Genomic DNA, 26,832 nt, shown 5'->3' on the forward strand with positions numbered 1-26,832 from the left:
GCTTCAGATGCCGAAGCTTTGCACGAGGCTGCCCGCGATCAGCGACCATCCGTCGACCAGCACGAAGAAAATCAGTTTGAACGGCAGCGAGATAATGATCGGCGGCAGCATCATCATGCCCATCGACATCAGGACCGATGCGACCACCATGTCGATAATGATGAAGGGCAGGAAGACCAGAAAGCCGATCTCGAAGGCGCGGCGCAATTCGCTGATCATGAAAGCCGGCACCAGTACCTGAAGGCCGATGTCGGTCGCCTGTTCCGGTTCGGCGGTATCCGACAGATCGATAAACAGCTTCAGATCCTGCTTGCGTACTTGCGAGAGCATAAACGTCTTGAACGGTTCGCTCGATTTCTCGAACGCCTCGCCCATTTCCATTTCCTGGTTCATCAGGGGCAGGATGCCGGCGTCGTAGGCCTTGGTAAAGGTCGGCGTCATCACGAAAGCCGTCAGGAAGAGCGCGAGGCTGACCAAGACGGCGTTCGGCGGCGATTGCTGCATGCCCATTGCGGTTCTGAGCAGAGACAGCACCACGATGATGCGCACGAAGGAGGTGACCATGATCAGGATCGACGGCGCGAGGCTCAGAATCGTCACCAGCGCGACGATCTGTACGACATGGTCGGTCAGACCGAGGCCATCGGAAAGATCAAGACTGATCTGGTTGGCGGCGAAAGCCGGGTCAGCCAGACCAAAGGACAGGAGCGCGACGGCGAGACCGGTCAGCAGGCGCTTGCCGCGTGTCGATAGATCGGGAAAACGGATCACGCGCGACGCTCCTTGATGAAATCGACGATGCGCTGGAACTGAAGAGCGGGCGTGGATGTCTGCACCGTGCCCGATGCCGTGTCGACGAGTGCGACGGGCGCCGGCGCGTCGATGCCGCTCTCGATCAGGAGCGGTTGTTCGCCGCCGAGCAGGATCAGATGTTCCTTGCCGTCGCGGCGGATCAGCATCAGGCGATGCTTTGCGTCGACCGGTTTCACCTCGACAACAGCAAGGCGGCGCTGGCCGCCCGGCGTTGCGACGCCGCCCGCGGCGAAGCCCATGCGGCGCGCGACGAAGGCGCATAGACCGATCAGGCCGATGATGAAGACCAGCGCGGCGACAAACCGCAAAATCTCGGAAATTTCCATTGCCCGCAAACCCCACCTGAGGGCGGCCGCTTGGCCGTCCCTGTCATGGGAAGAATTTGCCGCCTCAGGCTTAATGCCGGGTTAAGGGCGAGGGTTTTCAAGGCGCTTTCTGGTTACCTCTTTCTGAACGCACCAGGACAATTTTGCCGCGTTAGCATGATCTTAACTCTCGAGGGCAAAACTCGGATTTGCCGCCAAGGAATGCGTGGCTACGGAACCGGTATACCGATTGCGTCCAGAACAGGGCGTTCGACAAACCGGACGATAGGCACGCGGCTATGACAATCGGCACCCTTCCGATCATCGAGATGATGAAGCAGCGCATGCAATGGCTGACCCAGCGTCAGCAGGTGCTGGCGCAGAACGTCTCCAATGCGGACACGCCCGGCTACGCGGCGCGCGATCTCAAGGCGCTCGACTTCGGCGCGATGGTGAAGCGGAGCGGGCCGGTGCTCGCGCCGGTTGCGACGCAGGCCGCGCATATCGGCAGCCCGGCCATGGGTCCGGGCGTCGGTCTTCGGCCAGGGCAAGCGACGGGCGGGCAGATCGTCAAGAAGCCCGATTTCGAAACCACGCCCAGCGGCAATTCGGTCGTACTCGAAGAGCAGATGATCAAGGTTGCCGAGACGCAGATGGATTATCAGGCGGTGACCGGGCTCTATTCCAAGAGCCTCGGTCTCATAAGGATTGCCCTCGGACGCTCCTGAGCGTTTTGGGCCTGAAGGGAGACGATCGACATGAGCGCCATGGACCTTATCAAATCGATGATGGTTGCGGCTTCGGGCCTGAAGGCTCAGAGCGGGCGCATGCGCATCATCGCGGAGAACATCGCCAACGCGGATTCGGCATCCCGGGTGCCCGGCGGCGATCCCTATCAGCGGCAGGTTCCGACCTTTCAGCAAAAGCTCGACCGCGAAATCGGTACGCATGTCGTGTCGCTCGGACGGCCGGTATTCGACAAGTCGGAATTCAAGCTCAAATACATGCCCGGCCATCCCGGTGCTGACGAAAATGGTTACGTCAAGATGCCGAACGTCAACGGCATGGTCGAAGCGATGGACATGCGCGAAGCGCAACGCAGCTACGAGGCCAATCTCAACCTCATCCAGGCGTCGCGGCGCATGATCTCGCAGACCATCGAAATTCTGCGGAAATAAGGGAGCTATCGGGCCATGAGCATACCGGCATCTTTCGCCCTCGACGCCTATGCCCGCGCAGCCGGCATTGGCGCCGGCGCGGCGACACCGCCGGCCGGCGGTATCAAGGACAATGGCGGCGGTTTCGGCGACATCCTGAAGCAGGCGCTTGACGAGGCGGTCGATACAGCGAAATCCGGTGAACAGAAAATCGCCGCCGTAACGGCCGGCCGCGAAGGCAACATCGTCGATGTCGTGACCGCTGTCGCGGAAGCCGAAGCCACGCTGCAGACGGTTGTTACCGTTCGCGACAAGGTGATCACGGCCTATCAGGAAATCATGCGTATGCCGATCTGACGATCGGCGACGGTTTGGGCGGGCAGGGGCGCAATCCAACAATGAGCGGACCGGAAATTCTCGATCTCGCGCGGCAGGCTATCTACGTGCTGCTGACGCTGGCGGCGCCGATGATGTTCGTTGCCCTTGCGGTCGGTCTTGCGATCGCGTTGCTGCAGGCGCTGACGCAGGTGCAGGAAATGACGCTGGTTTTCGTGCCCAAGATTCTCGCCATTTTCGTCACGCTTCTGGTGGCGCTGCCGTTCATGGGGTCGTCGATTGGCGGTTTCATGAGCCTGATCGCGCAAAAGATCGTCTCCGGCTGACCGTGCCGGGGGCATCATCATGATCACCATAGATTTTCTGCCGCAAACAGCCTTCGTCTTCCTGCTCGTATTTTCGCGTGTGGCGGCGATGCTGATGCTGATGCCGGCGCTTGGCGAGGCGAGTATTCCAGCCCAGGCGCGTCTGATCATGGCGCTGCTGCTGTCATTCATCATGATGCCGCTCGTGGCAAGCACCTATGGCAGTTTGCCGGAGACGATCCCCGGGCTTGCCTTCATGGTGGTTCATGAAATCGTCGTCGGTCTGTTCATCGGCAGCGCCGCCCGTCTCGTCATGAGCGCGCTGCATGTGGCAGGCAATATCATCGCGTTGCAGATGAGCCTTGCCTTTGCACAGAATGTCGACCCGACGCAGGGCATGCAGGGCGTGATGATCGCCAATTTTCTGTCACTCCTTGCGGTGACCCTCATTTTCGCCACCGGTCTCGATCATCTGCTGATCGCGGCGATGCGCGACAGCTACGAAATTTTTCGTCCAGGTGCGCCCCTGCCTGTCGGCGATTTCACGCAGACCATCATCAAGATCATGGCCGGTGCGTTCCGTCTGGGGCTGCAGCTTGCCGCGCCCTTTCTCGTATTTGGCCTGATCTTCTATCTCGGGATCGGCATCCTGGCGCGGCTGATGCCACAGATACAGATTTTCTTCATCGCGATGCCCGCCAATATCGGGCTCGGGCTGGTTTTGCTGATGCTGCTGCTGGGGGCCATGATGACGTGGTTCCTGCAGGAGTTCGAACAAACCATCTCCATGTTCGTCGGCTAGGCGGAGAGCGCACATGTCCGAACATGACGATTCAGAAAAAACAGAAGAACCAACCCACCGAAAACTGGAAGAAGCCCAGAAGAAGGGCGATGTCGTCAAGAGCCAGGAAATCAGCACCTGGTTCGTCATGCTGGGCGCTGCCATCGCGATCGCGATGATGGGGACGTCGACGGCGACGTCGCTGTCGGGCACGCTCAAGATATTCATTTCGCAGCCCGACGCCATTCCGATGGATCCGGATCATCTGCGCAAGATATGGCTTGACGTCGGCACCACGGCATTCGGCATTCTGCTGGCACCGCTGTCGATCCTCATGCTGGCTGCGCTGCTCGGCAACATCATCCAGCATGCGCCGGTATTTACCGCCGATCGTATGAAGCCCAAGCTGTCGAAAATTTCACCCAAGGAAGGGCTGAAGCGCCTTTTCGGGCCGAAGAGCCTGATGAACCTCGCCAAGGGCATCGTCAAGCTCAGCGTTGTCGGTGCCGTCGCCACGATGATCGTGTGGCCGGAGCGCGACCGGCTCGCGCTGATGATGACCTGGGAGATTGCCCAGCTCTTGCCGCTGGTCCGCGAGCTGGCACTGAAAATGTTTGCCGGCGTGATTGCCGTTCTGACCGTTGTGGCGGCGCTCGATTATCTCTTCGAGCGGATGCAATGGATGAAAAAGCAGCGCATGACCATCCAGGAAATCAAGGATGAGTACAAGCAGATGGAGGGTGATCCGACCGTCAAGGCGAAGCTGCGCCAGATACGCGTCGAGCGCGGCCGCAAGCGCATGATGTCCGCGGTGCCCACAGCCACCGTCATCATCACCAACCCGACCCACTATGCCGTGGCGCTCAAATACGAGCAGGGCATGGGCGCGCCGGTTTGCGTTGCCAAGGGCGTCGACGCGGTTGCCTTCCGTATCCGTGAGGTTGCTATGGAACATGATGTGCCGGTTATCGAGAATCCGCCGCTCGCGCGTGCGTTGCATGCGACCGTTGAGATCGATCAGGAAGTCAAACCGGAGCACTACAAGGCCGTTGCCGAGGTGATTGGCTATGTGATGCGGCTTAAGGCTAAGATGAAGGGTGCGCGCGGTCGGAAGTGATTCGAGCCGGCGGGCAGTCATGCGGCAGACACATCGACAGAATGGAGCGGGAATTGGAAATGGCCGAGACGCCAGCCGATTACGTCGATGCAGTAAACAATGCGCCCAATGACGGGTCTGCGGAAGCGCGTGACGCCATCCGATCGATGCCGGCTCGGCGCTGGATTGTGGTTGGCAGCGTGGGGGTCGGTGTCGTTACTGCGCTCCTGGATGCGGTCGGCGTTCATGCCTTCGGCATGACCGGGGCAATGACCGCACTCGGTCTGCTCGTGATTGCTGCAGCCGTTCTCTACAGTTTTTCCGGTAGCAGCGCGCAGGCACTGAGCCGCTCGCCGCTCGCCGCCGTCGAAGCGCTGAACGCACTCCCCGATCCCTGTTATGCGACCGATCGGCGCGGCACGGTGCTGTTTGCCAACGAAGCCTATCGGATGGTGGCTGGCGGGTTCGATCTCGACCGGCCGGTACCATTGGAACGGCTTCTGGCGGGTCAGGGCGACATGGCGGAGATAGCGTTCAGGCTGGCTCAGGCCGCACGAACCGGGTTTGCCGCCGATGAAGACGTCCGCATCGCGACGCCAGGGGGAATCGATCGTCTTTACAAGGTGGTGGTACGCCCGTTGAGCGGCGCGGACGGCGGTGCCGTGTGGCTGTTTCGCGACCTGACGGTCGAACGTGACCGTGCCGAAACGGCGGAAAGTACGCACAAGCGGTCGCTATCCTATGTCGAAAACGCTCCGGTCGGGTTTTTCGCGGCCGATGTCCGCAGCGGCCGCATCGTCTATCTCAACCCGACACTAGGCAAATGGCTGGGCATCGAACCTGCACGCGTGACAGAGCGCCGGTTTACGCTTGCAGATCTGGCGTTGGGCGAGGCGCCTGCACTGACGGATAGCGATGGTGAGACCAATGGCGAGATGTCGCCGCTCGACCTCGATCTGAAAGGACCCGAGGGGCGCGCGGTGCCGGTTCGTATCATACGGAGCCGGCTCGAGGACGTCGGCGGCCGCTCGGGGCCGGTCCTCGCGCTGGTGCTCAATCGGACGACAGGGGACAAAGCCGAGGTAACGGCGCGGGATGCCGAGATGCGCTTTGCGCGCTTCTTCAACAATGCGCCGATCGGCATTGCGACCGTCGACCAGAGTGGTCGGATCGACAATGCCAACAGCGCCTTCGTCGGTTATGTCGGGGCAGGCGTGGAACGCGGCACGCGGCTTGCCGATCTCATGGCCGAAGACGATCGTCCTGCCGTGGAGGAGTTGCTGACTCTTTCCCGCACGGGCCAGCCGGGCGCCGCTGTCGATGTTCATCTTGTCCGTAACGCGGAGCGCGTCGGTCAGCTCTATGCCGCACGTGTCGATGCCGGCGAGGGTGCGTCGCTGGTCGTCTACCTGATCGACGCAACCGAACAAAAATCGCTCGAAATGCAATTCGCACAGTCGCAAAAAATGCAGGCTGTCGGGCAGCTCGCGGGTGGTGTCGCACATGATTTCAACAACTTGCTGACGGCGATTATCGGCTTTTGCGATCTGTTGCTGGCGCGGCACCAGGCGGGCGATCCTTCTTTCGCAGACGTGGTGCAGATCAAGCAGAACGCCAATCGCGCCGCCAATCTGACGCGTCAGCTTTTGGCTTTTTCGCGGCGACAGACGCTCCGTCCCAAGGTGCTTTCGCTCACCGATGCGCTGGCCGAATTGCAGAATCTTCTGGCGCGGCTGCTTACCGAGAAAGTCGAACTCAAGATCGTACATGGCCGCGATCTCGGCCTTGTCAAGGTCGACCAGAACCAGCTCGAACAAGTGGTCATCAATCTCGCCGTCAATGCGCGGGACGCGATGCCGGATGAGGGCGGCCGTCTCACCATCCGCACCGCCAATGTGTCGGAGGCCGACAGCCGCGCGCTCGATCACGCGCTGATGCCGCATGGTGAATATCTGCTGATTGAAGTCGCGGATACGGGCCACGGCATTCCGAAGGAAAATCTCGGCAAGATCTTCGAACCCTTCTACACGACCAAGGACCCCTCCAAGGGGACCGGGCTCGGCCTTTCGACCGTTTACGGCATCGTCAAGCAGACGGGGGGTTTCATCTTTCCCTATTCGACGGTCGGCAAGGGCACGACCTTCCGCATCTACCTGCCGCGTTACATTGAGACGGCCGCCGACCGTCGGGCGGAGGAGATTTCGCTCGCTGCCGCGCCGCCGGAGCCATCGGACCTGACCGGCAAGGGAACGATCCTGCTGGTCGAAGACGAGGACGCCGTGCGCACCTTTGCCGCCCGGGCGCTGGCGACGCGCGGCTATGAGGTATTGCAGGCCGAGAGCGGCGAAGCGGCGCTCGCGATTGTTGACGCCCATGAGGGGAGGATCGATCTCGTGGTGTCCGATGTCGTGATGCCCAATATGGACGGACCGACCATGGCCAAGGAGTTGAAGCACAAGCTTCCGGACACGCCGATTATCTTCGTCTCAGGCTATGCGGAGGATGCTTTCGCCAAGAGCCTCGATCCCGAGCAGGAATTCCACTTCCTGCCCAAGCCCTTCTCGCTGAAGCAGCTTGCGGCGGCGGTCAAGGAAGTGATGAAGGCGAAATAAACCCGCTTCGGGAGATGGTGTGCTCATCATTTTTTCGGGACTTCCCGGCACTGGAAAAACGACGCTCGCCCGCGAAGTCGCACGGCGTCTCGATGCGACTTATCTGCGCATCGACACGATCGAGCAGGCGTTGAAAAATTCGAGCTTGCAGATTGATCCGGTCGAGGACGCCGGATATGCGGCAGGCTTCGCGCTTGCCGCCGACAATCTGCAGATCGGACGCGTGGTGATCGCGGATTCCGTGAACCCGATAAGCTTTACGCGGTCGGCCTGGCGAAAGGTTGCGGAAAGTGCGGGATGTGAAGCCGTAGAGGTGGAAGTGATCTGTTCCGATCCGGCTGAGCACCGCAGGCGTGTTGAGACGCGCGTGTCCGATATCGCCGGTTTGAAACAGCCGACATGGGCGGAAGTTCAGGGTCGCGACTACATGCCCTGGGACGACAAGCGCATCGTGATCGACACGGCCGGCAAACCGCCTGCCGAAACGCTTGCAGAGCTGTTCGGCCACTTGCCGCCGCCGGGTAACGCGTGAATCCGGGTTGCCTGATCGTCGGGCTCGACCGAAAAGCATATGCGTCGCTAAATTTCCGGAACTTTTTGTGAACTCATATTAAATTATATAATAAAAACAGATACTTAAAAATTCCATTGCCATATAGAACAAAACCGGTACATTAACCGCATTGCACGACTCGACGCGCAATGGAATAAGGGGAAACCGGTCATGTCGAAGAATGTTGTGAGCCTCGTGGGAAAAGACGATAGCGACAAGAAGAAGGCGCTGGACGCCGCGTTGAGCCAGATCGAGCGGTCGTTCGGCAAGGGCTCCATCATGCGGCTCGGCAAGAACGAGCAGGTGGTCGAGATCGAGTCGATTTCGACGGGCTCGCTTGGCCTCGACATCGCGCTCGGGATCGGCGGCTTGCCGCGCGGCCGGGTCATCGAAATCTATGGTCCCGAATCTTCGGGCAAGACCACGCTGGCGCTGCAGACCATCGCCGAAGCGCAGAAGAAGGGCGGTGTCTGCGCCTTTGTCGACGCGGAACATGCGCTTGACCCCATTTATGCCCGCAAACTCGGTGTGCAGCTCGACGAGCTTCTGATTTCTCAGCCCGATACCGGCGAGCAGGCGCTTGAAATCGCCGATACGCTGGTTCGTTCCAGCGCGGTCGATGTGCTGGTGATCGACTCGGTGGCGGCGCTGACGCCCAAGGCCGAACTCGAGGGTGAAATGGGCGACTCATTGCCGGGCCTTCAGGCGCGGCTGATGAGCCAGGCGCTCAGGAAGCTCACGGCGTCGATCTCCAAGTCGAACACAATGGTCATCTTCATCAACCAGATCCGCATGAAGATCGGCGTGATGTTCGGCAGCCCCGAGACCACCACCGGCGGCAATGCCCTCAAATTCTACGCGTCCGTCCGGCTCGATATCCGCCGCATCGGTGCGATCAAGGATCGCGACGAGGTGGTCGGCAACCAGACCCGCGTCAAGGTCGTCAAGAACAAGGTCGCGCCGCCCTTCAAGCAGGTTGAATTCGACATCATGTATGGCGAAGGCATCTCGAAGATGGGCGAGCTGGTCGATCTTGGCGCCAAGGCCGGCATCGTCGAGAAATCCGGCTCGTGGTTCTCCTATAACAGCCAGCGCATCGGGCAGGGCCGCGAGAACGCCAAGCAGTTTCTCAAGGAAAATCCCGACATGGCCGCCGAGATCGAGGCCTCCATCCGCCAGAATGCCGGCCTGATCGCCGCGCAGATCATGGAAGCGGGTCCCGAAGCCGAGGATGACGACGGCGATCTCGAAGCCAGCGCCTGAACCACGTATTTCAAGTTTCCTGATGAGAGCCGAAGCGGCGCCGGGTACCCTCCGGCGCCGTTTTCATGTCCGCGAGCCGTTTTCGGCCCTTTCTGGACAGTCGGCGGGGCGGCAGGTAAAAGCTGGGGCGCTGTATTTTTCCGGATAATCGGGGGACAAGCGGGTGGATGTGCGGCTCTGGCCGTGCGGTGTTCCCGTGTCCCCGAAGCCCGATTGCGAGACAGACGAAACCATGGCCGGCCTCAACGAGATCAGAAGCAAGTTCCTGGAGTTCTTCCGGGCCGAGGACCATGAGGTCGTCGCCTCGGGGCCGCTTGTACCGAACAACGATCCGACGCTGCTCTTCACCAATGCCGGCATGGTGCCGTTCAAGAATGTCTTCACGGGCCAAGAAAAGCGTCCCTACGTCCGCGCGGCCTCGTCCCAGAAATGTGTGCGGGCCGGCGGCAAGCACAACGATCTCGACAATGTCGGCTATACGGTGCGGCATCACACCTTCTTCGAGATGCTCGGCAATTTTTCCTTCGGCGATTACTACAAGGCCGAGGCGATCGAGTTTGCCTGGCAACTCATCACGAAGGAATTCGCGCTCCCCGAAAGCCGCCTCATGGTCACGATCTATGAGGATGACGACGAAGCGCATGGTCTTTGGAAGAAGATCTCGGGGCTTTCCGACGACAAGATCGTCCGGCTGGGCGCGAAGTCGAATTTCTGGCAAATGGGCGACACCGGTCCCTGCGGCCCCAATTCCGAAATCTTCTACGATCACGGAGACAAAATTCCCGGCGGTCCGCCCGGCAGCCCGGACGAAGACGGCGACCGGTTTATCGAGATATGGAATCTCGTCTTCATGCAATATGAGCAGCACGAAGATGGTTCGCGGACGGGACTTCCCAAGCCCTCGATCGACACCGGCATGGGGCTCGAGCGGATTGCCGCCGTTCTGCAAGGAACGCATGATAATTATGCGACCGACCTGATGCGCGCCCTCATCGTCGCCTCGGCGGAAGCGTCGAAAAGCGATCCCGACGGGCCGCATGCGGTCAGCCACCGCGTCATCGCGGATCATTTGCGATCGAGCTCGTTCCTGCTCGCCGACGGCGTCATGCCGTCCAATGAGGGGCGTGGCTATGTGCTGCGCCGGATCATGCGCCGCGCCATGCGGCATGCGCAGCTTGTCGGCGTTGCCGAGCCCCTGATGTGGCGTCTGGTGCCGGCGCTGGTCAGGCAGATGGGCGATGCCTATCCCGAGCTTCGCCGTGCCGAACCGCTTGTCACCGAGACGCTGAAGCTTGAGGAAACGCGCTTCCGCGAAACGTTGACGCGCGGGCTGAAACTGCTCGACGAGGAAATCGAGAAGCAGCAGGGCAAGGGCGTGTTGCCCGGCGACGTCGCCTTCAAGCTCTACGACACTTACGGCTTCCCGCTCGATCTGACGCAGGATGCGCTGCGCTCCCGCGGCATGAGCGTCGATCAGACGGGTTTTGACACGGCGATGGCGAAGCAGCGTCAGGACGCGCGCGCCGCCTGGTCGGGTTCCGGCGAGAAAGCAACGGAAGCCGTCTGGTTCGAACTGCGCGAAAAGAACGGGGCGACCGAGTTTCTCGGTTACGAAACCGAGACCGCCGAAGGCAAGATCGTGGCGATCATCGTCGATGGCCAGCCGGTTGAGGAAATCACGGCGGGAACCGGGGCAGCAATCATCGCCAACCAGACGCCTTTCTATGCCGAGTCGGGCGGACAGGTTGGCGACAGCGGTGTCCTTTTCACGCCGGCGGGCGCCGAATTTCCGGTCGCGGACACGGCGAAAAAGCTCGGCGACATGCATGTGCATATCGGCACGCTCGCGCGGGGCACCCTGAAGGTCGGCGATATTGTCGAGATGAAGGTGGATAGCGCGCTTCGAACCGCGACGCGCGCCAATCATTCGGCGACCCATCTCGTGCATGAGGCGCTGCGCCGCGTGCTCGGGCCGCATGTCACGCAAAAGGGCTCGATGGTGGGGCCGGAGCGCCTGCGCTTCGATTTTTCGCACCCGAAACCGATGACGGCGGACGAAATCGCCGAGGTCGAAACCATCGTCAATCGGGTCATCCGGCAGAATGCCGAAGTTTCGACACGGCTGATGACGCCCGAACAGGCAATCGAAGCCGGGGCGCTGGCGTTGTTCGGCGAGAAATACGGGGCCGAAGTTCGCGTGCTGGCGATGGGTCTCGACGAGAACAATGATAACGGCATCTATTCGGTCGAACTGTGCGGCGGCACGCATGTGCGCCGCGTCGGCGACATTGCGATCTTCAAGATCGTCAGCGAGGGCGCCGTTGCGTCGGGCATCCGCCGCATCGAGGCGCTGACGGGTGAGGGCGCGCGCCGCTATCTCATCGAACAGGAGCGCATCGCGAAGGAAGCTGCCGGCGCATTGAAGATCTCGCCGGAAGATCTGCCGGCACGCGTCGTCTCGCTGATGGAGGAGCGCAAGCGGCTCGAGCGCGAGCTTTCCGATGTGAAGAAGAAGCTTGCCATGGGCGGCGGTAGCGGCGGCCCGTCGCTCGACGCGCCTGTGCAGGAAATTGGCGGGGTGAAACTCGTGGCGCGCAAACTGGACGGCGTCAATCCGAAGGATTTGCGTGGGCTTGTCGACGACGCGAAAAAGCAGATCGGTTCGGGCGTGGTCGCCTTCGTGACCGTCAGCGAGGATGGCAAGGGTGCTGTCGCCACGGGCGTCACCGCAGACCTCACCTCGCGCTTTAATGCGGTCGAACTCGTCAAGGCAGCTGCCGCGGCGATGGGAGGCGCGGGCGGCGGCGGACGCCCCGACATGGCGCAGGCCGGTGGCCCGGACGGCGCCAAGGCCGAAGCCGCGCTTGATGCTGTGCGGGCGGCTGTCGGCGAACTTGCCGGCGCCGCCTAGATCAACCCCTGTTTCGTCAGTGCTTTGCTGAGGTTTTCGGACACTTTGTCGAGGAAGCCCTCAGTCGAGAGCCATGACTGTTCGGAGCCGACCAGCAGCGCCAGATCCTTCGTCATGTAGCCGCTTTCGACCGTCGATACGCAGACTTTTTCGAGAGTTGCGGAGAATTTCGCCAGCGCGTCGTTGCCGTCGAGCTTGGCGCGATGCGAGAGGCCGCGCGTCCAGGCGAAGATCGAGGCGATCGAATTGGTCGAGGTTTCCTCGCCGCGCTGATGGGCCCGGTAGTGGCGCGTCACCGTGCCGTGGGCGGCTTCCGCTTCCATGATCTTGCCGTCCGGCGTCAAAAGCACGGAGGTCATCAGACCCAGCGAGCCGAAGCCCTGCGCGACCGAATCCGACTGTACGTCGCCATCGTAGTTCTTGCAGGCCCAGACATAGCCACCCGACCATTTCATCGACGAGGCGACCATGTCGTCGATCAGCCGATGTTCATAGGTGATTTTCGCGGCGTCGAAATCCGCCTTGAATTCCTTTTCGAAAATCTCCTGGAAAAGATTCTTGAAGCGGCCGTCATAGGTTTTAAGGATGGTGTTCTTGGTCGAGAGATAGACCGGATATTTGCGATCGAGACCGAATTTCAGGCAGGCGCGGGCGAAATCGCGAATGCTGTCATCGAGATTGTACATACCCATCGCGACGCCGCCCGACGGAAAGTTGAACACTTCCTCCTCGATCGTTTCCTTGCCGTCGTCGGACACCCATTTCATCGTCAGCTTGCCCTTGCCGGGGATCAGCATGTCGGTGGCGCGGTACTGGTCGCCGAAGGCGTGACGGCCGATCACGATCGGCTCGGTCCAGCCGGGCACGAGGCGCGGGATGTTGCGGCAGATGATCGGTTCGCGAAATACGGTGCCGCCGAGAATGTTGCGGATTGTGCCGTTCGGCGACTTCCACATCTTCTTCAGCTTGAATTCCTGAACGCGGGCCTCGTCGGGCGTGATGGTCGCGCATTTGACGCCGACGCCATGCTTCTTGATTGCCTCGGCGGATTCGACCGTTACCTTGTCGTCGGTCTCATCGCGATGCTCCATGCCGAGATCGTAATAGTCGAGATCGAGATCGAGATAGGGGAAGATCAGCTTGTCCTTGATCATCTGCCAGATGATCCGGGTCATCTCATCGCCGTCGAGATCGACCACGGGGTTTGCAACTTTGATCTTCGGCATGGGGGGTCCTTCGAGGCGTGTACGGGCGGGGCGGGAAAGCGCGAGAACCGCGCCTTGTGAGCCTCTTCCCTATAACATTGCGCGCCGATTGATTAAAGGCGGGCAATCGCTTATTGACGCTCGCCGACTTCCCTAACGGAAACTTTCAATCCCCATGGCCGGAACCGACCAGACCAGGCGAGACGAGGCCCCGAATGAGCCGGGACCGGCGGTGATTCTGGTCGCGCCCCAGCTCGGCGAAAATATCGGCACGGCGGCGCGCGCCATGCTCAATTTCGGCCTGACCGACCTTAGGCTGGTCAGGCCGCGCGATGGCTGGCCGAACGAGCGCGCCTGTGCAGCGGCATCGGGTGCCGATATTGTGGTCGAAGGGGCAAAAGTCTTCAGCACAACCGCCGAAGCGGTCGCCGATCTCGACTATCTCGTCGCAACGACGGCGCGCGCGCGCGACATGGTGAAGCCGATTTTCACGCCCGCGACGGCGGCGGCGAAGCTGCGCGAGGCGATCGGCGAGGGCGGGCGGACGGGTCTCCTGTTCGGACCGGAGCGCACGGGCCTCGAAAACGACGACCTCGCGCTTGCCGATGCGCTGATGATGGTGCCGGTCAATCCGGCCTTTGCCTCGCTCAATCTTGCGCAATGCGTATTGCTGATGTCCTATGAATGGCACAAGGCGGGGGACGCGACGGAGGCGGAGCGGATCGAATACCAGCAGACGCGGCCGGCCAACAAGGGAGAGCTTGTCGGCTTCTTCAATCACCTTGAGGGGGAGCTCGACCGCTTCGGCTTTCTGAAGCCACCCGAAAAGCGGCCCTCAATGATCCGGAACCTGCGCCACATGTTCCAGCGGGCGGGGCTCACCGAGCAGGAGGTGAGGACGCTCCGGGGTGTCGTCGCCGCGCTCACGAGGCGCTATCCGAAGGGCGAGGGGCCGCCCGACTGACAGGCTGGACTGCGAGACCGGATCAGGGCCAGGCCAAGGGGGGAGGGCAAAAATTGGAACGATATTCGGGTACGCTGAAATCGTTGAATTCGCGGCCGCTGCCGCAATGGTACGATGACGCCAAATTCGGCATCTTCATTCATTGGGGCCTCTTTTCCATTCCGGCCTTCGCGCCGCGCCTGGGCAGCATTTCGGATGCCTTCAAGAAGGACTATGACCGCGCCGTCGCGATGACGCCTTATACCGAGTGGTATGCGAATGCGATTAAGGTGCCGGGAACGCCATCGGCCGCTTTTCACGCCGAAACCTATGGTGGGCGGTCCTATGGCGATTTCAGGGAAGCCTTCACTGAAGGGCTGAAAAGCTGGGATCCTGAGAGCTGGGCCGATGCCTTCGCGAATGCGGGCGCGAAATATGTCGTGCTGGTGACGAAGCATCATGACGGATTCTGCCTGTGGCCGAGCGGCGTGGCAAACCGGCACGAACGCAACTGGACGACGGAACGCGACATCGTGGGCGAACTCGCCCGCGCCGTCCGCGCGCGGGGCTTGCGCTTCGGCGTCTATTATTCCGGCGGCGTCGACTGGACGTTCAATCGCGAGCCGCTCCGCACCTTCGCCGATTTCGTCGGTTCGACGCCGGGTGGCGACTATCCGGCCTATGCGCTGGCGCAGGCGCGGGAGCTGATCGAGCGCTACGAACCGAGCGTGTTGTGGAACGATATTTCCTGGCCGACGGGGTTCGACGACATGCTGCGGCTCTTTGCCGACTACTACAACGCCGTGCCCGAAGGGGTCGTCAACGACCGCTGGGTGCATGCAAAGCTCTCCTCGAAGCTGCTGCGGTTGAAGCCGGCGCGGCGCCTGCTCGACTTCTTCGCCAGGCGCTACATCGCGAAGCATCCCGAAGCCGTCGAGGGCGTGTTGCCACAGGAGATCCCGCACAGCGACTTCCGCACGCCCGAATATCGCCGCTTCCCGACCGTGCAAGCCAAGAAGTGGGAAGCGACACGCGGCATGAGCCATTCCTTCGGCTTCAACCGAGACGACAAGGAAGAGGACTATCAGGCGGCCGACACGCTGCTCGCCGATTTTATCGACGGTGTCGCGAAGGGTGGCAACCTGTTGCTCAATGTCGGCCCGCGCGGCGACGACGCAACGATTCCCGAGCCGCAGCTCGCCCGCCTCAAGGCGTTCGGCGACTGGCTCCGACTTAACGGCGCGGCCGTCTACGGCACGCGGCCCGGCGGCGCGCCCGGTGAGGAAGCCTCCGCGGTCACGGCGGACGGATTGCCGGTCCGGTTCACGCGGGGACCGGGCGTCGTCAACATCATCGTTCTGGGACGGCCGGCGGGTCAGGTCTTGCGCATTCCCGGTCTGGCTTTGAACGGCCCGGCGCGGCTTCTGGCGGATGGCTGCCCGGTCGATATGCACCGGGAGGGCGGGGATGCCGTGCTGAGCTTCCGGCGGCCCCTCACCGGCGATTTCGGGCCTGCGATCGCCGTTGCGACGGGCGATGGTCCGGCGGCCGGATGACGCGCATGAGCCCGGTTTGACACCCCCGACCCCGCGCGCTAAAACCCGCCTCGAAACGGGCTCCCGGCATTCTTTGTGGATTGGGCGGGGGCCCGGTTTCATTAGAATACGCACCCGTGGGGATGGCGACGCTTGTAGCCACCGCCTGTCAGCCCGAAAAGGGCAAAGGAGGGCGCGTTTCCTTAATATCTGACCCAAGGAAACCGCGATGACAAAGCGCCAGGAGTCCAAATACAAGATCGACCGCCGGATGGGCGAAAACATCTGGGGTCGTCCGAAGAGCCCGGTCAACCGCCGCGAATACGGCCCCGGTCAGCACGGCCAGCGCCGCAAGGGCAAGCTCTCGGACTACGGCGTGCAGCTGCGCGCCAAGCAGAAGCTGAAGGGCTTCTACGGCAACATTTCCGAAAAGCAGTTCCGCGGCATCTACAAGGACGCCGACCGTCTGCGTGGCGATACCGGCGAGCTTCTGATCGGGCTGCTGGAACGCCGTCTCGACGCCGTCGTCTATCGCGCCAAGTTCGTGCCGACCGTGTTCGCTTCGCGCCAGTTCGTTTCCCATGGCCATGTGATGGTCAACGGCAAGCGCGTCAACGTGCCGAGCTACCGCGTGCGCGAGGGCGATGTGGTGTCGGTGCGCGAGAAGTCGCGGCAGCTTGCGCTGGTGCTCGAAGCCGCGCAGTCGGCCGAGCGCGACACGCCGGACTATCTCGAAGTCGATCACGACAAGATGACCGCGAAATTCGTGCGCATCCCGGCCTTCGCCGATGTGCCTTATGCGGCGCGTATGGAACCGAACCTCGTGGTCGAATTCTACTCGCGCAGCTAGTTCTTGCGCGCAAGCAAACGAAAAGGCCGCTCGGAAGAGCGGCCTTTTTTGTTGTCCGGAGATGGAAGCCTTATGCCGCCTGCGTTTCGACGCCCTTGGCGGCGAGGTATTCACGCAGTTCGCCCTGCTCGAACATTTCGCGGACGATGTCGCAACCGCCAACAAATTCGCCCTTCACATAGAGTTGCGGGATGGTCGGCCAGTCCGAGAATTCCTTGATGCCCTGACGGATCTCGTCGTCCGACAGCACGTCGATGCCCTTGAAGGGAACACCGAGATAGGTCAGCACCTGCACCACGGCGTTCGAGAAGCCGCATTGCGGAAAGACGGGCGTACCCTTCATGAACAGCACCACATCGTTGCTGCCGACTTCGGATTTGATGCGGTCAAAGACCGGATTGTCGTTCATCTGCTTGATCCTTTCGCGGCGCGTTTCGCCGGCGTCTGTTTCAGTCCTGCGGCGCGCTGGTCTGCAGCGCCAATGCGTGAAGTTCGTTGCCCATGCCGCCTTTCAGCGCGCTATAGACCATCTGGTGCTGTTGCACTCGCGTCTTGCCCTTGAAGGCGGCCGAGATGACGTTTGCCGCATAATGATCACCATCGCCCGCCAGATCGCGGATATCGACAATGGCATCGGGAAGCGCTTCCTTGATCAGGCGTTCGATATCCGAGGCGGTCATGGCCATGTCAGCGCGTCTCCGGGTTCGAGGCCGTCAAAGCTCGGCGCCTTCGGCCATATAGGCAGGCAACCAACCCTCATGAGCGACCCCAAGCTCCACCAATGATATGGGAGTGGCACCGGCCAGTGTCAATTCGCTGCCGCCTGTCGTCCCGATCCGGGCTGCGGGTACCCCGGCCTTTGCAGCGCGTGCAACAAAGCCTTCGACGTCCTTTTCCGACATCGTGGCGAGGTAGCGGGCCTGGTCTTCGCCGAAGGCCCAGGCGTGAAGGGGCAGGTCGGTTTCGGGTCTCACACGCGCGCCGAGGCCGCTTGCGATGGCCATTTCGGCGAGTGCGACTAGCACGCCGCCGTCGGAAACATCGTGAACGGCGGTGAGGTTTCCGGCGCGGATTTCGGTGCGGATGAAATCGCCGTTGCGGCGTTCGACGGCAAGATCGACCGGCGGCGGGGCGCTTCGATCGTTGGTGCGGCCGGCGATGTCGCGCAGATAGATGCTTTGGCCGAGATGGCCCTTCGTTTCGCCAACCAGAACGATCGCCTCGCTTTCGGCCTTGAAGGGGATGGTGGCGCGCTGGGTCACATCCGGCAGCAGTCCGACGCCGCCGATGGCGGGCGTCGGCAGGATGCCCTTGCCGTTGGTCTCGTTGTAGAGCGAGACGTTGCCGGAGACGACCGGGAAGTCGAGCGCGCGGCAGGCCTCGCCGATGCCCTGAATGCAGCCGACGAGCTGACCCATGATCTCCGGCTTTTCGGGATTGCCGAAATTGAGATTGTCGGTGATGGCGAGCGGCTCGGCGCCGACTGCGGTGAGGTTGCGCCAGCATTCGGCGACAGCCTGCTTGCCGCCCTCTTGCGGATCGGCGGCGCAATAGCGCGGCGTCACGTCGAGCGTGAAGGCGAGGCCCTTTTTCTGCCGCTCGACGCGGATCACGGCGGCATCGCCGCCGGGGCCGACGGCCGTGTTGCCCTGGATCAGGTGGTCGTATTGTTCCCAGACCCAACGGCGCGAGCACATGTCGGGCAGGCCGATCAGACGTGCCAGCGCTTCGCCGACATCGTTGGGCGCGGCAACGTCGGATGGCGCCAGCATTTCGGGCTTGGGGCTTGCGACCCATGGCCGGTCATATTCCGGCGCCTGGTCGCCAAGCTCCTTGATCGGCAGGTCGGCCATCACTTCGCCATGGCGGCTGACGCGAAAGCGCAAATCGTCGGTCGTCTTGCCGATGATCGCGAAATCGAGACCCCACTTGATGAAGACGGCTTCCGCGTCCTTCTCGCGTACGGGGTCGAGCACCATGAGCATGCGCTCCTGGCTTTCCGACAGCATCATTTCGTAGGCGCTCATGCCTTCTTCGCGGCAGGGCACCTTGTCGAGATCGAGTTCGACACCGAGATCGCCCTTGGCGCCCATTTCGACCGCTGAGCAGGTGAGGCCGGCCGCGCCCATGTCCTGAATGGCGATCACCGCGCCGGTCGCCATCAGTTCGAGACAGGCTTCGAGCAGAAGCTTCTCCGAGAAGGGATCGCCGATCTGCACGGTCGGGCGTTTCTCTTCGGAGTTCTCGCCGAATTCGGCCGAGGCCATCGTCGCGCCATGAATGCCGTCGCGCCCGGTCTTGGAGCCGAGATAGACAATGGGGAGGCCGACGCCTTTCGCTTCCGAATAGAAAATCTTGTCGGCGTCCGCGAGGCCCGCCGCGAAGGCGTTCACAAGGCAGTTGCCGTTATAGCTTGGATCGAAATTCACCTCGCCGCCGATGGTCGGCACGCCGAAGGAATTGCCGTAGCCGCCGATGCCGGCGACGACGCCCGATACGATATGGCGCGTGCGCGCATGGTCCGGCGCACCGAAGCGCAGCGCGTTGAGCGCCGCCACGGGGCGCGCGCCCATGGTGAAGACGTCACGCAGAATGCCGCCGACGCCCGTCGCGGCGCCTTCATGTGGCTCGATATAGGAGGGATGGTTGTGGCTCTCCATCTTGAAGATGATCGCCTGTCCGTCGCCGATATCGACGACGCCGGCGTTCTCGCCTGGACCGCAGATGACGCGCGGTCCCGTCGTCGGCAGCGTGCGCAGCCATTTCTTCGACGATTTGTACGAGCAGTGCTCGTTCCACATCGCCGAGAAGATGCCGAGCTCCGTCAGTGTCGGTTCGCGGCCAATCAGATCAAGAATGCGTTGGTATTCATCGGGCTTGAGGCCGTGCTCGGCGATAAGCTCCGGCGTGATGGGAATGACATTCGGGATCACGCCACAGCCTCCAGCACGCTTTCGAAAAGTGCCCGTCCGTCGGTCGCGCCGTTCAGCGGTTCGATCATGTTTTCGGGATGCGGCATCAGGCCGAACACATTGCCGCGTTCGTTGAGGATGCCGGCAATATTGTTGAGCGAACCGTTGGGGTTGGTGCCCTCTGCGTAACGGAGACCCACGCGACCTTCGCCTTCAAGGCGCGCCAATGTGTCGGGATCGGTGAAATAATTGCCGTCGCCGTGCGCGACCGGACAGTTCCAGACCTGGCCGCGCTCATATTTGCGGGTGAAGTCGGTCTCGGCATTGACGACCTGCAGCTTCACATGGCGGCAGACGAATTTGAGGCCGGCATTGCGCATCAACACGCCGGGCAGGAGCCCCGCCTCGCAGAGAATCTGGAAGCCGTTGCAGACGCCCAGTACGCGGACGCCACGGTCGGCGGCTTTCGCGACGGCCGGCATGATGTTGCCGCGCGCCGCGATCGCGCCGGTTCTGAGATAATCGCCATAGGAAAATCCGCCCGGAAGCACGACGAGGTCGACGTCGGGCAGCTCGCGTTCGGTGTGCCAGACAGTATGGGGCCTTGTGCCGGTGATGAGTTCGAGCGCGTAGAGCATGTCGCGCTCGCGGTTCGATCCGGGGAAAACGACAACGGCAGACTTCATGCTCACTTCTCGTCGAGCTCCACCGCGTAGTTTTCGATGACGGTGTTGGCGAGCAGCTTCCTGCACATCTCGTCGATGGCTGCAGCGGCCTTGGCGCGATCCTTTTCGGCCAGCTCGACCTCGATATATTTGCCCTGACGCACGCTTTCGACGCCGGAAAAACCGAGCGTACCCAGGGCACCTTCGATTGCCTTTCCCTGCGGATCGAGAACGCCGTTTTTCAGCGTGACTTTGATGCGGGCCTTCATGCGTCGTCGTTCCTCACTTCACCAGCTTGGGGCCGCTGCGCTTCGGTTCGTTTTCGAAAAGAATGCCGAGGCGGCGCGCCACTTCCTGATAGGCCTCGATCAGGCCGCCCATGTCGCGGCGAAACCGATCCTTGTCGAGCTTGTCGTTGGAGCGGATGTCCCAGAGGCGGCAGGAATCCGGGCTGATCTCGTCGGCCAGCACCACGCGCACCATGTCGCCTTCATATAGGCGTCCGAACTCGACTTTGAAGTCGACGAGACGAATTCCGATGCCGAGAAAGAGCCCGGTCATGAAATCGTTGATCCTGAGCGCCAGCGCCATCATGTCGTCGATTTCCTGCGGCGTCGCCCAGCCGAAAGCGGTGATATGCTCTTCCGACACCATCGGATCGCCGAGTTCGTCGTTCTTGTAATAGAACTCGATGATCGAACGCGGCAGGGCCGTACCCTCCTCGATGCCGAGGCGCTTCGACAGCGATCCGGCGGCGACGTTCCGCACCACGACTTCGCAGGGGATGATCTCGACTTCGCGGATCAGCTGCTCGCGCATGTTGATCGAGCGGATGAAATGCGTCGGCACACCGATCTCGTTCAGGCGCGTGAAGATGAATTCAGAAATCCGGTTGTTGAGGACGCCCTTGCCCTCGATGACGGCGCGCTTCTGATTGTTGAAAGCGGTGGCATCATCCTTGAAATGCTGGACAAGGGTGCCGGGTTCCGGGCCTTCATACAGCACCTTTGCCTTGCCTTCATAAACGCGTCTGCGCCGGCTCATGTCGTGATTCCAATCGGTTGGCCCGGAAAGCTGAGCGGAGGAAGCGCGAAGGGCGGTTATGGAATCGGCCCTTCGGCGTGCGCAAGTTAACTCAAGGGCCGGGGCGTTACAATGAGCGTATGGTGCTGTTTTGCCGCAACGCACATTGCCGTGAAATGCCCGGAAAATCAGCGCCTTAGCTATTTCGTCGCAAGGCCCGTCCAAGGCCCCGATCGCGGTTGATTTGGCGGGGCCGGGCGGCTATGCCTAAGGCCAGTTTGTACGCTGCCGCGGCCCGGCGCCGCTGGTATTTGACCTTTGAACGGAGTGACCCGGTCCCATGTCCACCTTCGACAAGCGCGAAGACGGTTTCGAGAAGAAGTTCGTTCACGATGAAGAGTTGCGCTTCAAGGCCAATGCGCGCCGCAACAAGCTTCTGGGGCTCTGGGCCGCCGGCCTGCTTGGCAAGTCGGGCGCGGAGGCGGACGCCTATGCGCAGGACGTGATCGCCTCCGATTTCAAGGCAGCGGGCGACCAGGACGTATTCGACAAGATTCGGGCCGATTTCAACGCGGCCGGGGTTGAGCAGTCCGACCATCAGCTTCGCCGCACGATGGACGAGCTGATGGACGAGGCCATTCGCCAGCTTCAGAGCTGACGCCCGTCCTTGCTTTCATTTTCTTCCGGAAAGATCGAAATGCTGCCAAGCAGCAGGAGGTCCTGCGGCGTTGCGCCTTCCATCGGCAGATGCAGGATTTCGAGGGCCAGAAAATCGCGATTGATGCCGCAGAGCCGCCCTTGCGTCGCATGGACGATGCGTTCGGACGTGACCTGGCGGTAGACCTCCGCATTGTCGGCCACACAATCGGGCTGATAAAGCTCCGAAATTGCCTTGCCGGTCGGGTCGAAGCCGAGCCAGCCCGTCAGCTGCGTGCCGATCAGTCGCAGGCGCCAGTCCGCGCCATCGGGGCCCAGCGGTTCGAGCACGAAGACGCTTGGCAGCAGCGTGCTCATTTCCCGGCAGGGCAGGGCGGCGCGGCTGAGCAGGCGGTTGCCCTGGCGGTGGCGCGTCCAGAAGTCGAGCAATGCCAGCGATTGTGGGTGCTGCGGTGCCGCAATCGGCGTCACATCCGTTTCAATGCGGACGTCGTCGGTCGGCGAATGCCGCGAGTCGCTGTGCTTTCGAAGACTGGCAAACATGGCCCGGGGGCGCCTGTATTGATGGCAATTCCGGTACTGTCGCCCGTAAAGCGATAATATCGTGTAAATAATCGCGTACCCGATTTCAGGGCTGCTGCGTCGACAACAGGGCGGCCGCAAAGGCGCCCGCCGCGATCCGGCGGATGTCCTCTTCCGGCAGTCGCGGCAGGGGCGAGGGGTCGCGGTGCCGGTGCATGGCCGACCACGCCATCAGCTCGATCGCACCGCGGGCAGCGATAAATATCCTCTCATCCGGCCAATCGGTCCGGTCGGCGCCGCGCCTGAGCAGGGTCAGGAGATCGGCGAGATAGCGCCCGCGCATGGCGTCTGAACGAATCTTCTCCATTTCGGGGATGTCCCGGGCGCAGCCGTCCAGCAGCCAGACAAGCCGGCGCGCGCGCGTGAGCAGATCGTAAATCTCGTCGCCGATGTCCCGGCACAGCTTTTCATCGGGTTTCGCGCCGCCGGTCACCGCGGCCTTCAGCACAGGCCAGTGGGCGCCCTCGCCGATCGCGGTTGAAAGCACCGCCGCCGTTTCGGCCATGCTGGAAAAGGAAACCGGCACCTCATCGGACTTCGGCAACTGCTCTGCGATTTGCAGCGCCGCCAGATGCAGCAGGGCTTCCTTGCTGGTCACATAGAGATAAAGCGTCCCAGCCGCGATCCCGAGGCGCCGCGCCACGTCCGACATCTGTGTGCGCCGATAGCCGGTCTCGATGAAGCAGGCGATGGCGGCTTCGGCAATGTCTTCGATGTTCTGTCTGGATCTCTTTCGCGCCATGCGGATTTTGCTCTCCTGTCGAATCGCCTTGACTCTCAAAATAAATGAATGAATCATTCAGTCAATTAATTTGTCAGGGAGACAGGCATGATCCGCGATATGTGGCTGCGAGCGATCGTTCTGCTGGGGCTTCTGGGGCCCGGAGCGGGGCAGGCATCGGCGGAGGCCGGCTGGCCACAATATGGCGGCGATGCCGGCGGCCAGCGCCATTCGGCGGCGGCCGGGATCACGCCGGCCAATGTTGGCGATCTCGCGCCCGCCTGGACCTATTCGACCGGCGACATGACCGTCCATGCCGACGACATGAAGCATTCGGCCTTTGAGGGGACGCCGGTACTGGTTGCCGGCTCGCTCGTCTTTTGTTCGCCCTTCAACGAGGTGATCGCGCTCGATCCCGGCACCGGCGCGGAGAAGTGGCGCTACGACCCGAAGGTCGCGACCGGCTACCGGCCTGGCAATCAGTTCATCTGCCGGGGCGTGACGCCCTGGACCGACGCGGCGGCCGGGGAGGGCGATCTCTGCGCCACGCGGCTCTTCATGGGCACAGTTGACTCGCGGCTCATCGCGCTCGACGCGCCGACCGGCCAGCCCTGTCTTGGCTTCGGCGTCGACGGCGAGGTCCGCATCGATCCCGGCATGGATCTTCAATGGCCCGGCGAATTCCAGATCACCTCGCCGCCCGCCGTGGCAAAAGGCGTCGTCGTTATCGGCTCCGCGATCAGCGACAACCGCCGCGCCGATGCGCCCAAGGGTACGGTCCGTGCCTTCGATGCGCGCACGGGCAAGCCGCTCTGGGACTTCAATCCGGTGACGCGCGGTGCCGAGGATTTCCCGGAAGACTGGCCGCGCGGCGTCGCGGAACATACGGGCCACGCCAATGTCTGGGCGCCGATGTCGGCGGACGAGGCGCGCGGGCTCGTCTTCCTGCCAACCTCCTCGCCGAGCCCGGACTTCTTCGGCGGCTTGCGTTCGGGCGACAACCGTTATGCGAATTCGGTCGTGGCGCTTGAGGCGGCGACAGGCGATGTCCGCTGGTATTTCCAGACCGTACATCACGATGTCTGGGACTACGATCTTCCCGCGCAGCCGAGCCTCGTCACGCTGACGCGCGGCGGCAAGCCGCTCGATGCCGTGGTGCAGGTGACGAAGACGGGCTTCGTCTTCGTGCTCGACCGGGACACCGGCAAGCCGATCTTCGAGGTGGAAGAGCGCGCGGTGCCGCAAGGTGGCGCAGCGGGCGAGTTCCTGTCGCCGACGCAGCCTTTTCCCGTCGCGCCGCCGCCGCTGGTGCCGCAGCATCTCAAGCCCGAAGACGCATGGGGTGTCGCCTGGTTCGACACCAATGCCTGCCGCGAGAAGATCGAAGCCGCGCGTTCCGAAGGTCTCTACACGCCGCCAAGCCCGCAAGGGACGATCGAATTTCCCTTCACGGGCGGCGGCGCCAATTGGGGCGGCGCGGCTTACGATGCGGCGACGCAGACGCTCTACATCAATACGAGCCGCGCGGCGCATCTCATCACACTGATCCCGTCCGAAAACTACGCGGCGGCAAAGGCGGCCGAACCGAACGAGGAAATCTCGCCGCAGGCGCCGGCGCGCTGGGCGGTGAAGCGCGAGTTGCTGTTGTCGCCGCTCGACCTTCCCTGCAATCCGCCACCCTGGGGCATGCTGACGGCGGTCGATCTTTCTGACGGCACGATCAAATGGGAAAGCGTCCTCGGCACGGTGCGCGATCTCGCGCCAGTGCCGCTGCCGATCAAATGGGGTACGCCCAATTTCGGCGGACCCATCGTCACGGCGGGCGGCGTCGTCTTCATCGGTGCGGCGATGGACAATTACCTGCGCGCCTTCGATGCGGCAAGCGGCGAGGAGCTCTGGAAGGGCCGTCTCCCCGCCGGCGGGCAGGCGACCCCCATGACCTATGAATGGGAAGGCCGCCAATATGTCGTCATCGCGGCGGGCGGGCACGCGCGTGCGACGACGAAGCTCGGCGATACCGTCGTCGCCTTCGCGCTGCCGGAGTAGGGTCAGGCAGAAGATCGCCATTCGTTCCGATCGTGCGAGAAGAAAACACGCATGGGCCGGAGCGATTTGAGACGACGGATCGACGCGTAATAATTGTCGGCCATGCCGTCATGCGCCTCCGCCGGATCGCCGCCCGCTTCGAATTCGGCGGCGGTATAGGCGACTTGCGCGCCGACGATTGTGGGACCGGACGGCGTTTCGACGGCGAACGACTGATGGCCCGGCGTATGACCCGGTGTGAAGAGAAGCGTGATACCGGGCGCAATTTCGCAGTCGCCGTCGACCTCATGGATGAGGGCACCTTCCGGTGCAATCCAGCTTTCGACCGTGTAGCGCGGCATCCGTGCCGCCTTGCGCTCGCGGGATTGCATATAGAGGGGGATGCCGGGGAACAAGCGGTTGTTGCCGCAGTGATCGAAATGCAAATGCGAGTTCACGACGATACCGATATCCGCGCGTGAGGCTCCTGCCCCGGCGAGAGCGGCATCGAGACCGATCCGGTTCGCGCGATAAAGATCGTCGAGAAAGGCATTGTCCGCACCCATGCCGGTATCGACCAGTATCGTCGTTCCGCCATGTCGCACGAGATAGGCGAAAACCTCGATGTCCGAACCCGACGCCGGATGTCCCGGCGGGGCGGTCAGCGTCGCCATATGCAAGCGGTCAATCTGCGGCTGTCGCATTCATGCAGCTTAGCGCAAGGGCCACCGTCCGACACGACAATCCGGGCATTTCAGGGTTGCCTATGCACCGCCGACCGCGAAATAGTGGGGGCATGTTCCATGTCGACCCCTATGAGCCGATCGGCATACTAAAGCCGCTCGCCGAGAACATCTGGATCGTCGACGGTCCGGTCATCGGCATGAAGTGGCTCTGGACAGCGCTGCCGTTCCCGACGCGCATGACGGTGGTTCGGCTCGCCGATGGCGGATTGTGGCTGCATTCGCCGGTTGCCTTGTCCGATGCGCTCAAGACGGAGCTTGCCGCGCTCGGGCCTGTCCGCTTTCTCGTCGCGCCCAACAAGATTCACTATTGGTGGGTGGGCGACTGGCAGAAGGCTTATCCCGGTGCGCTGTCGCTTGCCGCGCCGCGCGTCGACGAGAAAGCCGGCCCGCACGGCATTTCATTCGACCGTAGACTGACGGATGAGGCGGAGCCCGAATGGGCGGGTGAAATAGCTCAAGTGCTCGTGCCCGGCCGCTATCTTACCGAAGCCGTCTTCTTCCACCGCGCCTCGCGCACGCTCATCCTCACCGATCTCATCGAGAATTTCGAAATGGACAAGGTGCAGGGGCGCTTCGGCCGCCTTCTGCTCCGGCTTGGCGGCGTCGCGCATCCCCATGGGTCCATGCCCAGGGATTTGCGTGCCACCTTCCGCGGCCATGAGACGGAGGTGAAACGTGCCGTTGAAAAGATGATCGGCTGGGCGCCCGCGCGTATCGTCCTCGCGCATGGCCGCTGCTACGAAGGCAATGCGGCGGCCGAGCTTCGCCGCGCCTTCCGCTGGGCGGGCGTTGGCCGGACCGCTTGAGTTTGGCGGCCGTCTCCCCCCACAATCGAG

Annotated in this window: 28 protein-coding genes; 16 read left to right on the plus strand and 12 right to left on the minus strand. The window is 62.2% G+C overall.

Translation table 11 applies throughout. The features are described from left to right. Positions 1-3: 3 nt before the first annotated feature. Together fliP and WEB61_RS14110 are read right to left on the minus strand one after the other, a co-directional pair. Positions 4-771 (minus strand): flagellar type III secretion system pore protein FliP, encoded by a 768-nt coding sequence (gene fliP / locus WEB61_RS14105; RefSeq protein WP_368064976.1) that lies wholly within the window; start codon positions 769-771, stop codon positions 4-6. Then, positions 768-1,139, minus strand: a complete 372-nt coding sequence (locus WEB61_RS14110; RefSeq protein ID WP_368064977.1) for a FliO/MopB family protein — start codon at positions 1,137-1,139, stop codon at positions 768-770. The genes fliP and WEB61_RS14110 overlap by 4 nt, the downstream gene beginning before the upstream one ends. A gap of 278 nt (positions 1,140-1,417) precedes the next feature. Between WEB61_RS14110 and WEB61_RS14115 the strand changes: the two genes are divergently transcribed. The 10 genes from WEB61_RS14115 (at position 1,418) to alaS (ending at position 12,132) form a co-directional block, all read left to right on the plus strand. Further along, entirely contained in the window at positions 1,418-1,846 is a 429-nt protein-coding gene (locus WEB61_RS14115; protein ID WP_368064978.1) for a flagellar basal body protein, read from the plus strand. A 39-nt stretch (positions 1,847-1,885) separates the two neighbouring features. After that, positions 1,886-2,296, plus strand: a complete 411-nt coding sequence (flgC, locus tag WEB61_RS14120; protein ID WP_368065016.1) for a flagellar basal body rod protein FlgC — start codon at positions 1,886-1,888, stop codon at positions 2,294-2,296. 15 nt (positions 2,297-2,311) lie between these two features. Next, positions 2,312-2,632 carry a flagellar hook-basal body complex protein FliE gene (gene fliE, locus WEB61_RS14125; protein WP_368064979.1) on the plus strand — a complete coding sequence of 107 codons (321 nt, stop codon included), beginning with the start codon at positions 2,312-2,314 and terminating at the stop codon, positions 2,630-2,632. 41 nt (positions 2,633-2,673) lie between these two features. Beyond that, positions 2,674-2,937, plus strand: a complete 264-nt coding sequence (gene fliQ, locus WEB61_RS14130) for a flagellar biosynthesis protein FliQ (protein ID WP_368064980.1) — start codon at positions 2,674-2,676, stop codon at positions 2,935-2,937. Positions 2,938-2,956: 19 nt separating this feature from the next. Next, the gene (fliR, locus tag WEB61_RS14135) at positions 2,957-3,718 is read left to right on the plus strand and encodes a flagellar biosynthetic protein FliR (protein ID WP_368064981.1); all 762 of its coding nucleotides are present in this window, start codon (positions 2,957-2,959) and stop codon (positions 3,716-3,718) included. A 13-nt stretch (positions 3,719-3,731) separates the two neighbouring features. Beyond that, complete coding sequence (flhB, locus tag WEB61_RS14140; protein WP_368064982.1) at positions 3,732-4,814, plus strand: flagellar biosynthesis protein FlhB; 1,083 nt, start codon at positions 3,732-3,734, stop codon at positions 4,812-4,814. 59 nt (positions 4,815-4,873) lie between these two features. Continuing rightward, a complete protein-coding gene (locus WEB61_RS14145) occupies positions 4,874-7,405 on the plus strand; it encodes a response regulator (RefSeq protein ID WP_368064983.1) in 2,532 nt (843 codons plus the stop codon). A gap of 19 nt (positions 7,406-7,424) precedes the next feature. Then, a complete protein-coding gene (locus tag WEB61_RS14150) occupies positions 7,425-7,937 on the plus strand; it encodes an AAA family ATPase (protein ID WP_368064984.1) in 513 nt (170 codons plus the stop codon). Between the two features lie 192 nt (positions 7,938-8,129). Beyond that, positions 8,130-9,221, plus strand: coding sequence for a recombinase RecA (gene recA, locus WEB61_RS14155; RefSeq protein ID WP_368064985.1), 1,092 nt, complete (start codon positions 8,130-8,132; stop codon positions 9,219-9,221). A 232-nt stretch (positions 9,222-9,453) separates the two neighbouring features. Further along, positions 9,454-12,132: an alanine--tRNA ligase gene (gene alaS, locus WEB61_RS14160; protein WP_368065017.1), complete on the plus strand. Its 2,679-nt coding sequence runs from the start codon at positions 9,454-9,456 to the stop codon at positions 12,130-12,132. Here alaS and WEB61_RS14165 read toward each other — a convergent pair. Further along, positions 12,129-13,358, minus strand: a complete 1,230-nt coding sequence (locus WEB61_RS14165; RefSeq protein ID WP_368064986.1) for an NADP-dependent isocitrate dehydrogenase — start codon at positions 13,356-13,358, stop codon at positions 12,129-12,131. The genes alaS and WEB61_RS14165 overlap by 4 nt on opposite strands. A gap of 154 nt (positions 13,359-13,512) precedes the next feature. Between WEB61_RS14165 and WEB61_RS14170 the strand changes: the two genes are divergently transcribed. From WEB61_RS14170 to rpsD, 3 genes are all read left to right on the plus strand, one after another. Further along, a complete protein-coding gene (locus WEB61_RS14170) occupies positions 13,513-14,301 on the plus strand; it encodes an RNA methyltransferase (protein ID WP_368064987.1) in 789 nt (262 codons plus the stop codon). Positions 14,302-14,354: 53 nt separating this feature from the next. Beyond that, positions 14,355-15,836, plus strand: a complete 1,482-nt coding sequence (locus WEB61_RS14175; protein ID WP_368064988.1) for an alpha-L-fucosidase — start codon at positions 14,355-14,357, stop codon at positions 15,834-15,836. Positions 15,837-16,044: 208 nt separating this feature from the next. Continuing rightward, entirely contained in the window at positions 16,045-16,665 is a 621-nt protein-coding gene (rpsD, locus tag WEB61_RS14180; protein WP_368064989.1) for a 30S ribosomal protein S4, read from the plus strand. Between the two features lie 70 nt (positions 16,666-16,735). On the opposite strand, the gene grxD is transcribed toward rpsD, so the two are convergent. The 6 genes from grxD to purC are packed head-to-tail and all read right to left on the minus strand — an operon-like array spanning position 16,736 to position 21,286. Next, a complete protein-coding gene (gene grxD, locus WEB61_RS14185) occupies positions 16,736-17,074 on the minus strand; it encodes a Grx4 family monothiol glutaredoxin (RefSeq protein WP_368064990.1) in 339 nt (112 codons plus the stop codon). A gap of 40 nt (positions 17,075-17,114) precedes the next feature. Then, complete coding sequence (locus tag WEB61_RS14190; protein WP_304734743.1) at positions 17,115-17,351, minus strand: BolA family protein; 237 nt, start codon at positions 17,349-17,351, stop codon at positions 17,115-17,117. A gap of 27 nt (positions 17,352-17,378) precedes the next feature. Further along, positions 17,379-19,598 carry a phosphoribosylformylglycinamidine synthase subunit PurL gene (gene purL, locus WEB61_RS14195; RefSeq protein WP_368064991.1) on the minus strand — a complete coding sequence of 740 codons (2,220 nt, stop codon included), beginning with the start codon at positions 19,596-19,598 and terminating at the stop codon, positions 17,379-17,381. Continuing rightward, the gene (gene purQ, locus WEB61_RS14200) at positions 19,595-20,263 is read right to left on the minus strand and encodes a phosphoribosylformylglycinamidine synthase subunit PurQ (RefSeq protein WP_368064992.1); all 669 of its coding nucleotides are present in this window, start codon (positions 20,261-20,263) and stop codon (positions 19,595-19,597) included. Before purQ ends, purL begins: the two co-directional genes overlap by 4 nt. A 2-nt stretch (positions 20,264-20,265) precedes the next feature. Continuing rightward, positions 20,266-20,511 carry a phosphoribosylformylglycinamidine synthase subunit PurS gene (purS, locus tag WEB61_RS14205; RefSeq protein WP_368064993.1) on the minus strand — a complete coding sequence of 82 codons (246 nt, stop codon included), beginning with the start codon at positions 20,509-20,511 and terminating at the stop codon, positions 20,266-20,268. Between the two features lie 13 nt (positions 20,512-20,524). After that, positions 20,525-21,286, minus strand: coding sequence for a phosphoribosylaminoimidazolesuccinocarboxamide synthase (purC, locus tag WEB61_RS14210; RefSeq protein WP_368064994.1), 762 nt, complete (start codon positions 21,284-21,286; stop codon positions 20,525-20,527). Between the two features lie 319 nt (positions 21,287-21,605). On the opposite strand from purC, the gene WEB61_RS14215 reads away from it, so the two are divergent. Continuing rightward, entirely contained in the window at positions 21,606-21,923 is a 318-nt protein-coding gene (locus tag WEB61_RS14215) for a DUF1476 domain-containing protein (protein WP_368064995.1), read from the plus strand. Here the strand turns inward: WEB61_RS14215 and WEB61_RS14220 are convergent. Both WEB61_RS14220 and WEB61_RS14225 read right to left on the minus strand, forming a co-directional pair. Then, positions 21,914-22,465 (minus strand): PAS domain-containing protein, encoded by a 552-nt coding sequence (locus WEB61_RS14220; RefSeq protein ID WP_368064996.1) that lies wholly within the window; start codon positions 22,463-22,465, stop codon positions 21,914-21,916. The genes WEB61_RS14215 and WEB61_RS14220 overlap by 10 nt on opposite strands. Positions 22,466-22,550: 85 nt before the next feature. Next, positions 22,551-23,246, minus strand: coding sequence for a helix-turn-helix domain-containing protein (locus WEB61_RS14225; RefSeq protein WP_368064997.1), 696 nt, complete (start codon positions 23,244-23,246; stop codon positions 22,551-22,553). Positions 23,247-23,333: 87 nt separating this feature from the next. Between WEB61_RS14225 and WEB61_RS14230 the strand changes: the two genes are divergently transcribed. Next, a complete protein-coding gene (locus WEB61_RS14230; protein WP_368064998.1) occupies positions 23,334-25,271 on the plus strand; it encodes a pyrroloquinoline quinone-dependent dehydrogenase in 1,938 nt (645 codons plus the stop codon). Positions 25,272-25,273: 2 nt separating this feature from the next. On the opposite strand, the gene WEB61_RS14235 is transcribed toward WEB61_RS14230, so the two are convergent. Further along, a complete protein-coding gene (locus WEB61_RS14235; protein ID WP_368064999.1) occupies positions 25,274-25,954 on the minus strand; it encodes an N-acyl homoserine lactonase family protein in 681 nt (226 codons plus the stop codon). Between the two features lie 92 nt (positions 25,955-26,046). Between WEB61_RS14235 and WEB61_RS14240 the strand changes: the two genes are divergently transcribed. Then, positions 26,047-26,802 carry a DUF4336 domain-containing protein gene (locus WEB61_RS14240; protein WP_368065000.1) on the plus strand — a complete coding sequence of 252 codons (756 nt, stop codon included), beginning with the start codon at positions 26,047-26,049 and terminating at the stop codon, positions 26,800-26,802. Positions 26,803-26,832 lie beyond the last annotated feature (30 nt).

It is taken from the genome of Parvibaculum sp. (genome assembly GCF_040882025.1).
In the GTDB taxonomy this organism is placed as follows: domain Bacteria; phylum Pseudomonadota; class Alphaproteobacteria; order Parvibaculales; family Parvibaculaceae; genus Parvibaculum.

Excerpts from the sequence above, each read along its gene's own strand:
- WEB61_RS14110 (WP_368064977.1), bottom strand. The coding sequence starts at position 1,139 with ATGGAAATTTCCGAGATTTTGCGGTTTGTCGCCGCGCTGGTCTTCATC.
- WEB61_RS14115 (WP_368064978.1), top strand. The coding sequence starts at position 1,418 with ATGACAATCGGCACCCTTCCGATCATCGAGATGATGAAGCAGCGCATG.
- flgC (WP_368065016.1), top strand. The coding sequence starts at position 1,886 with ATGGACCTTATCAAATCGATGATGGTTGCGGCTTCGGGCCTGAAGGCT.
- fliE (WP_368064979.1), top strand. The coding sequence starts at position 2,312 with ATGAGCATACCGGCATCTTTCGCCCTCGACGCCTATGCCCGCGCAGCC.
- fliQ (WP_368064980.1), top strand. The coding sequence starts at position 2,674 with ATGAGCGGACCGGAAATTCTCGATCTCGCGCGGCAGGCTATCTACGTG.
- fliR (WP_368064981.1), top strand. The coding sequence starts at position 2,957 with ATGATCACCATAGATTTTCTGCCGCAAACAGCCTTCGTCTTCCTGCTC.
- flhB (WP_368064982.1), top strand. The coding sequence starts at position 3,732 with ATGTCCGAACATGACGATTCAGAAAAAACAGAAGAACCAACCCACCGA.
- WEB61_RS14145 (WP_368064983.1), top strand. The coding sequence starts at position 4,874 with ATGGCCGAGACGCCAGCCGATTACGTCGATGCAGTAAACAATGCGCCC.
- recA (WP_368064985.1), top strand. The coding sequence starts at position 8,130 with ATGTCGAAGAATGTTGTGAGCCTCGTGGGAAAAGACGATAGCGACAAG.
- alaS (WP_368065017.1), top strand. The coding sequence starts at position 9,454 with ATGGCCGGCCTCAACGAGATCAGAAGCAAGTTCCTGGAGTTCTTCCGG.
- WEB61_RS14165 (WP_368064986.1), bottom strand. The coding sequence starts at position 13,358 with ATGCCGAAGATCAAAGTTGCAAACCCCGTGGTCGATCTCGACGGCGAT.
- WEB61_RS14170 (WP_368064987.1), top strand. The coding sequence starts at position 13,513 with ATGGCCGGAACCGACCAGACCAGGCGAGACGAGGCCCCGAATGAGCCG.
- rpsD (WP_368064989.1), top strand. The coding sequence starts at position 16,045 with ATGACAAAGCGCCAGGAGTCCAAATACAAGATCGACCGCCGGATGGGC.
- grxD (WP_368064990.1), bottom strand. The coding sequence starts at position 17,074 with ATGAACGACAATCCGGTCTTTGACCGCATCAAATCCGAAGTCGGCAGC.
- WEB61_RS14190 (WP_304734743.1), bottom strand. The coding sequence starts at position 17,351 with ATGGCCATGACCGCCTCGGATATCGAACGCCTGATCAAGGAAGCGCTT.
- purQ (WP_368064992.1), bottom strand. The coding sequence starts at position 20,263 with ATGAAGTCTGCCGTTGTCGTTTTCCCCGGATCGAACCGCGAGCGCGAC.
- purS (WP_368064993.1), bottom strand. The coding sequence starts at position 20,511 with ATGAAGGCCCGCATCAAAGTCACGCTGAAAAACGGCGTTCTCGATCCG.
- purC (WP_368064994.1), bottom strand. The coding sequence starts at position 21,286 with ATGAGCCGGCGCAGACGCGTTTATGAAGGCAAGGCAAAGGTGCTGTAT.
- WEB61_RS14215 (WP_368064995.1), top strand. The coding sequence starts at position 21,606 with ATGTCCACCTTCGACAAGCGCGAAGACGGTTTCGAGAAGAAGTTCGTT.
- WEB61_RS14220 (WP_368064996.1), bottom strand. The coding sequence starts at position 22,465 with ATGTTTGCCAGTCTTCGAAAGCACAGCGACTCGCGGCATTCGCCGACC.
- WEB61_RS14225 (WP_368064997.1), bottom strand. The coding sequence starts at position 23,246 with ATGGCGCGAAAGAGATCCAGACAGAACATCGAAGACATTGCCGAAGCC.
- WEB61_RS14230 (WP_368064998.1), top strand. The coding sequence starts at position 23,334 with ATGATCCGCGATATGTGGCTGCGAGCGATCGTTCTGCTGGGGCTTCTG.
- WEB61_RS14235 (WP_368064999.1), bottom strand. The coding sequence starts at position 25,954 with ATGCGACAGCCGCAGATTGACCGCTTGCATATGGCGACGCTGACCGCC.
- WEB61_RS14240 (WP_368065000.1), top strand. The coding sequence starts at position 26,047 with ATGTTCCATGTCGACCCCTATGAGCCGATCGGCATACTAAAGCCGCTC.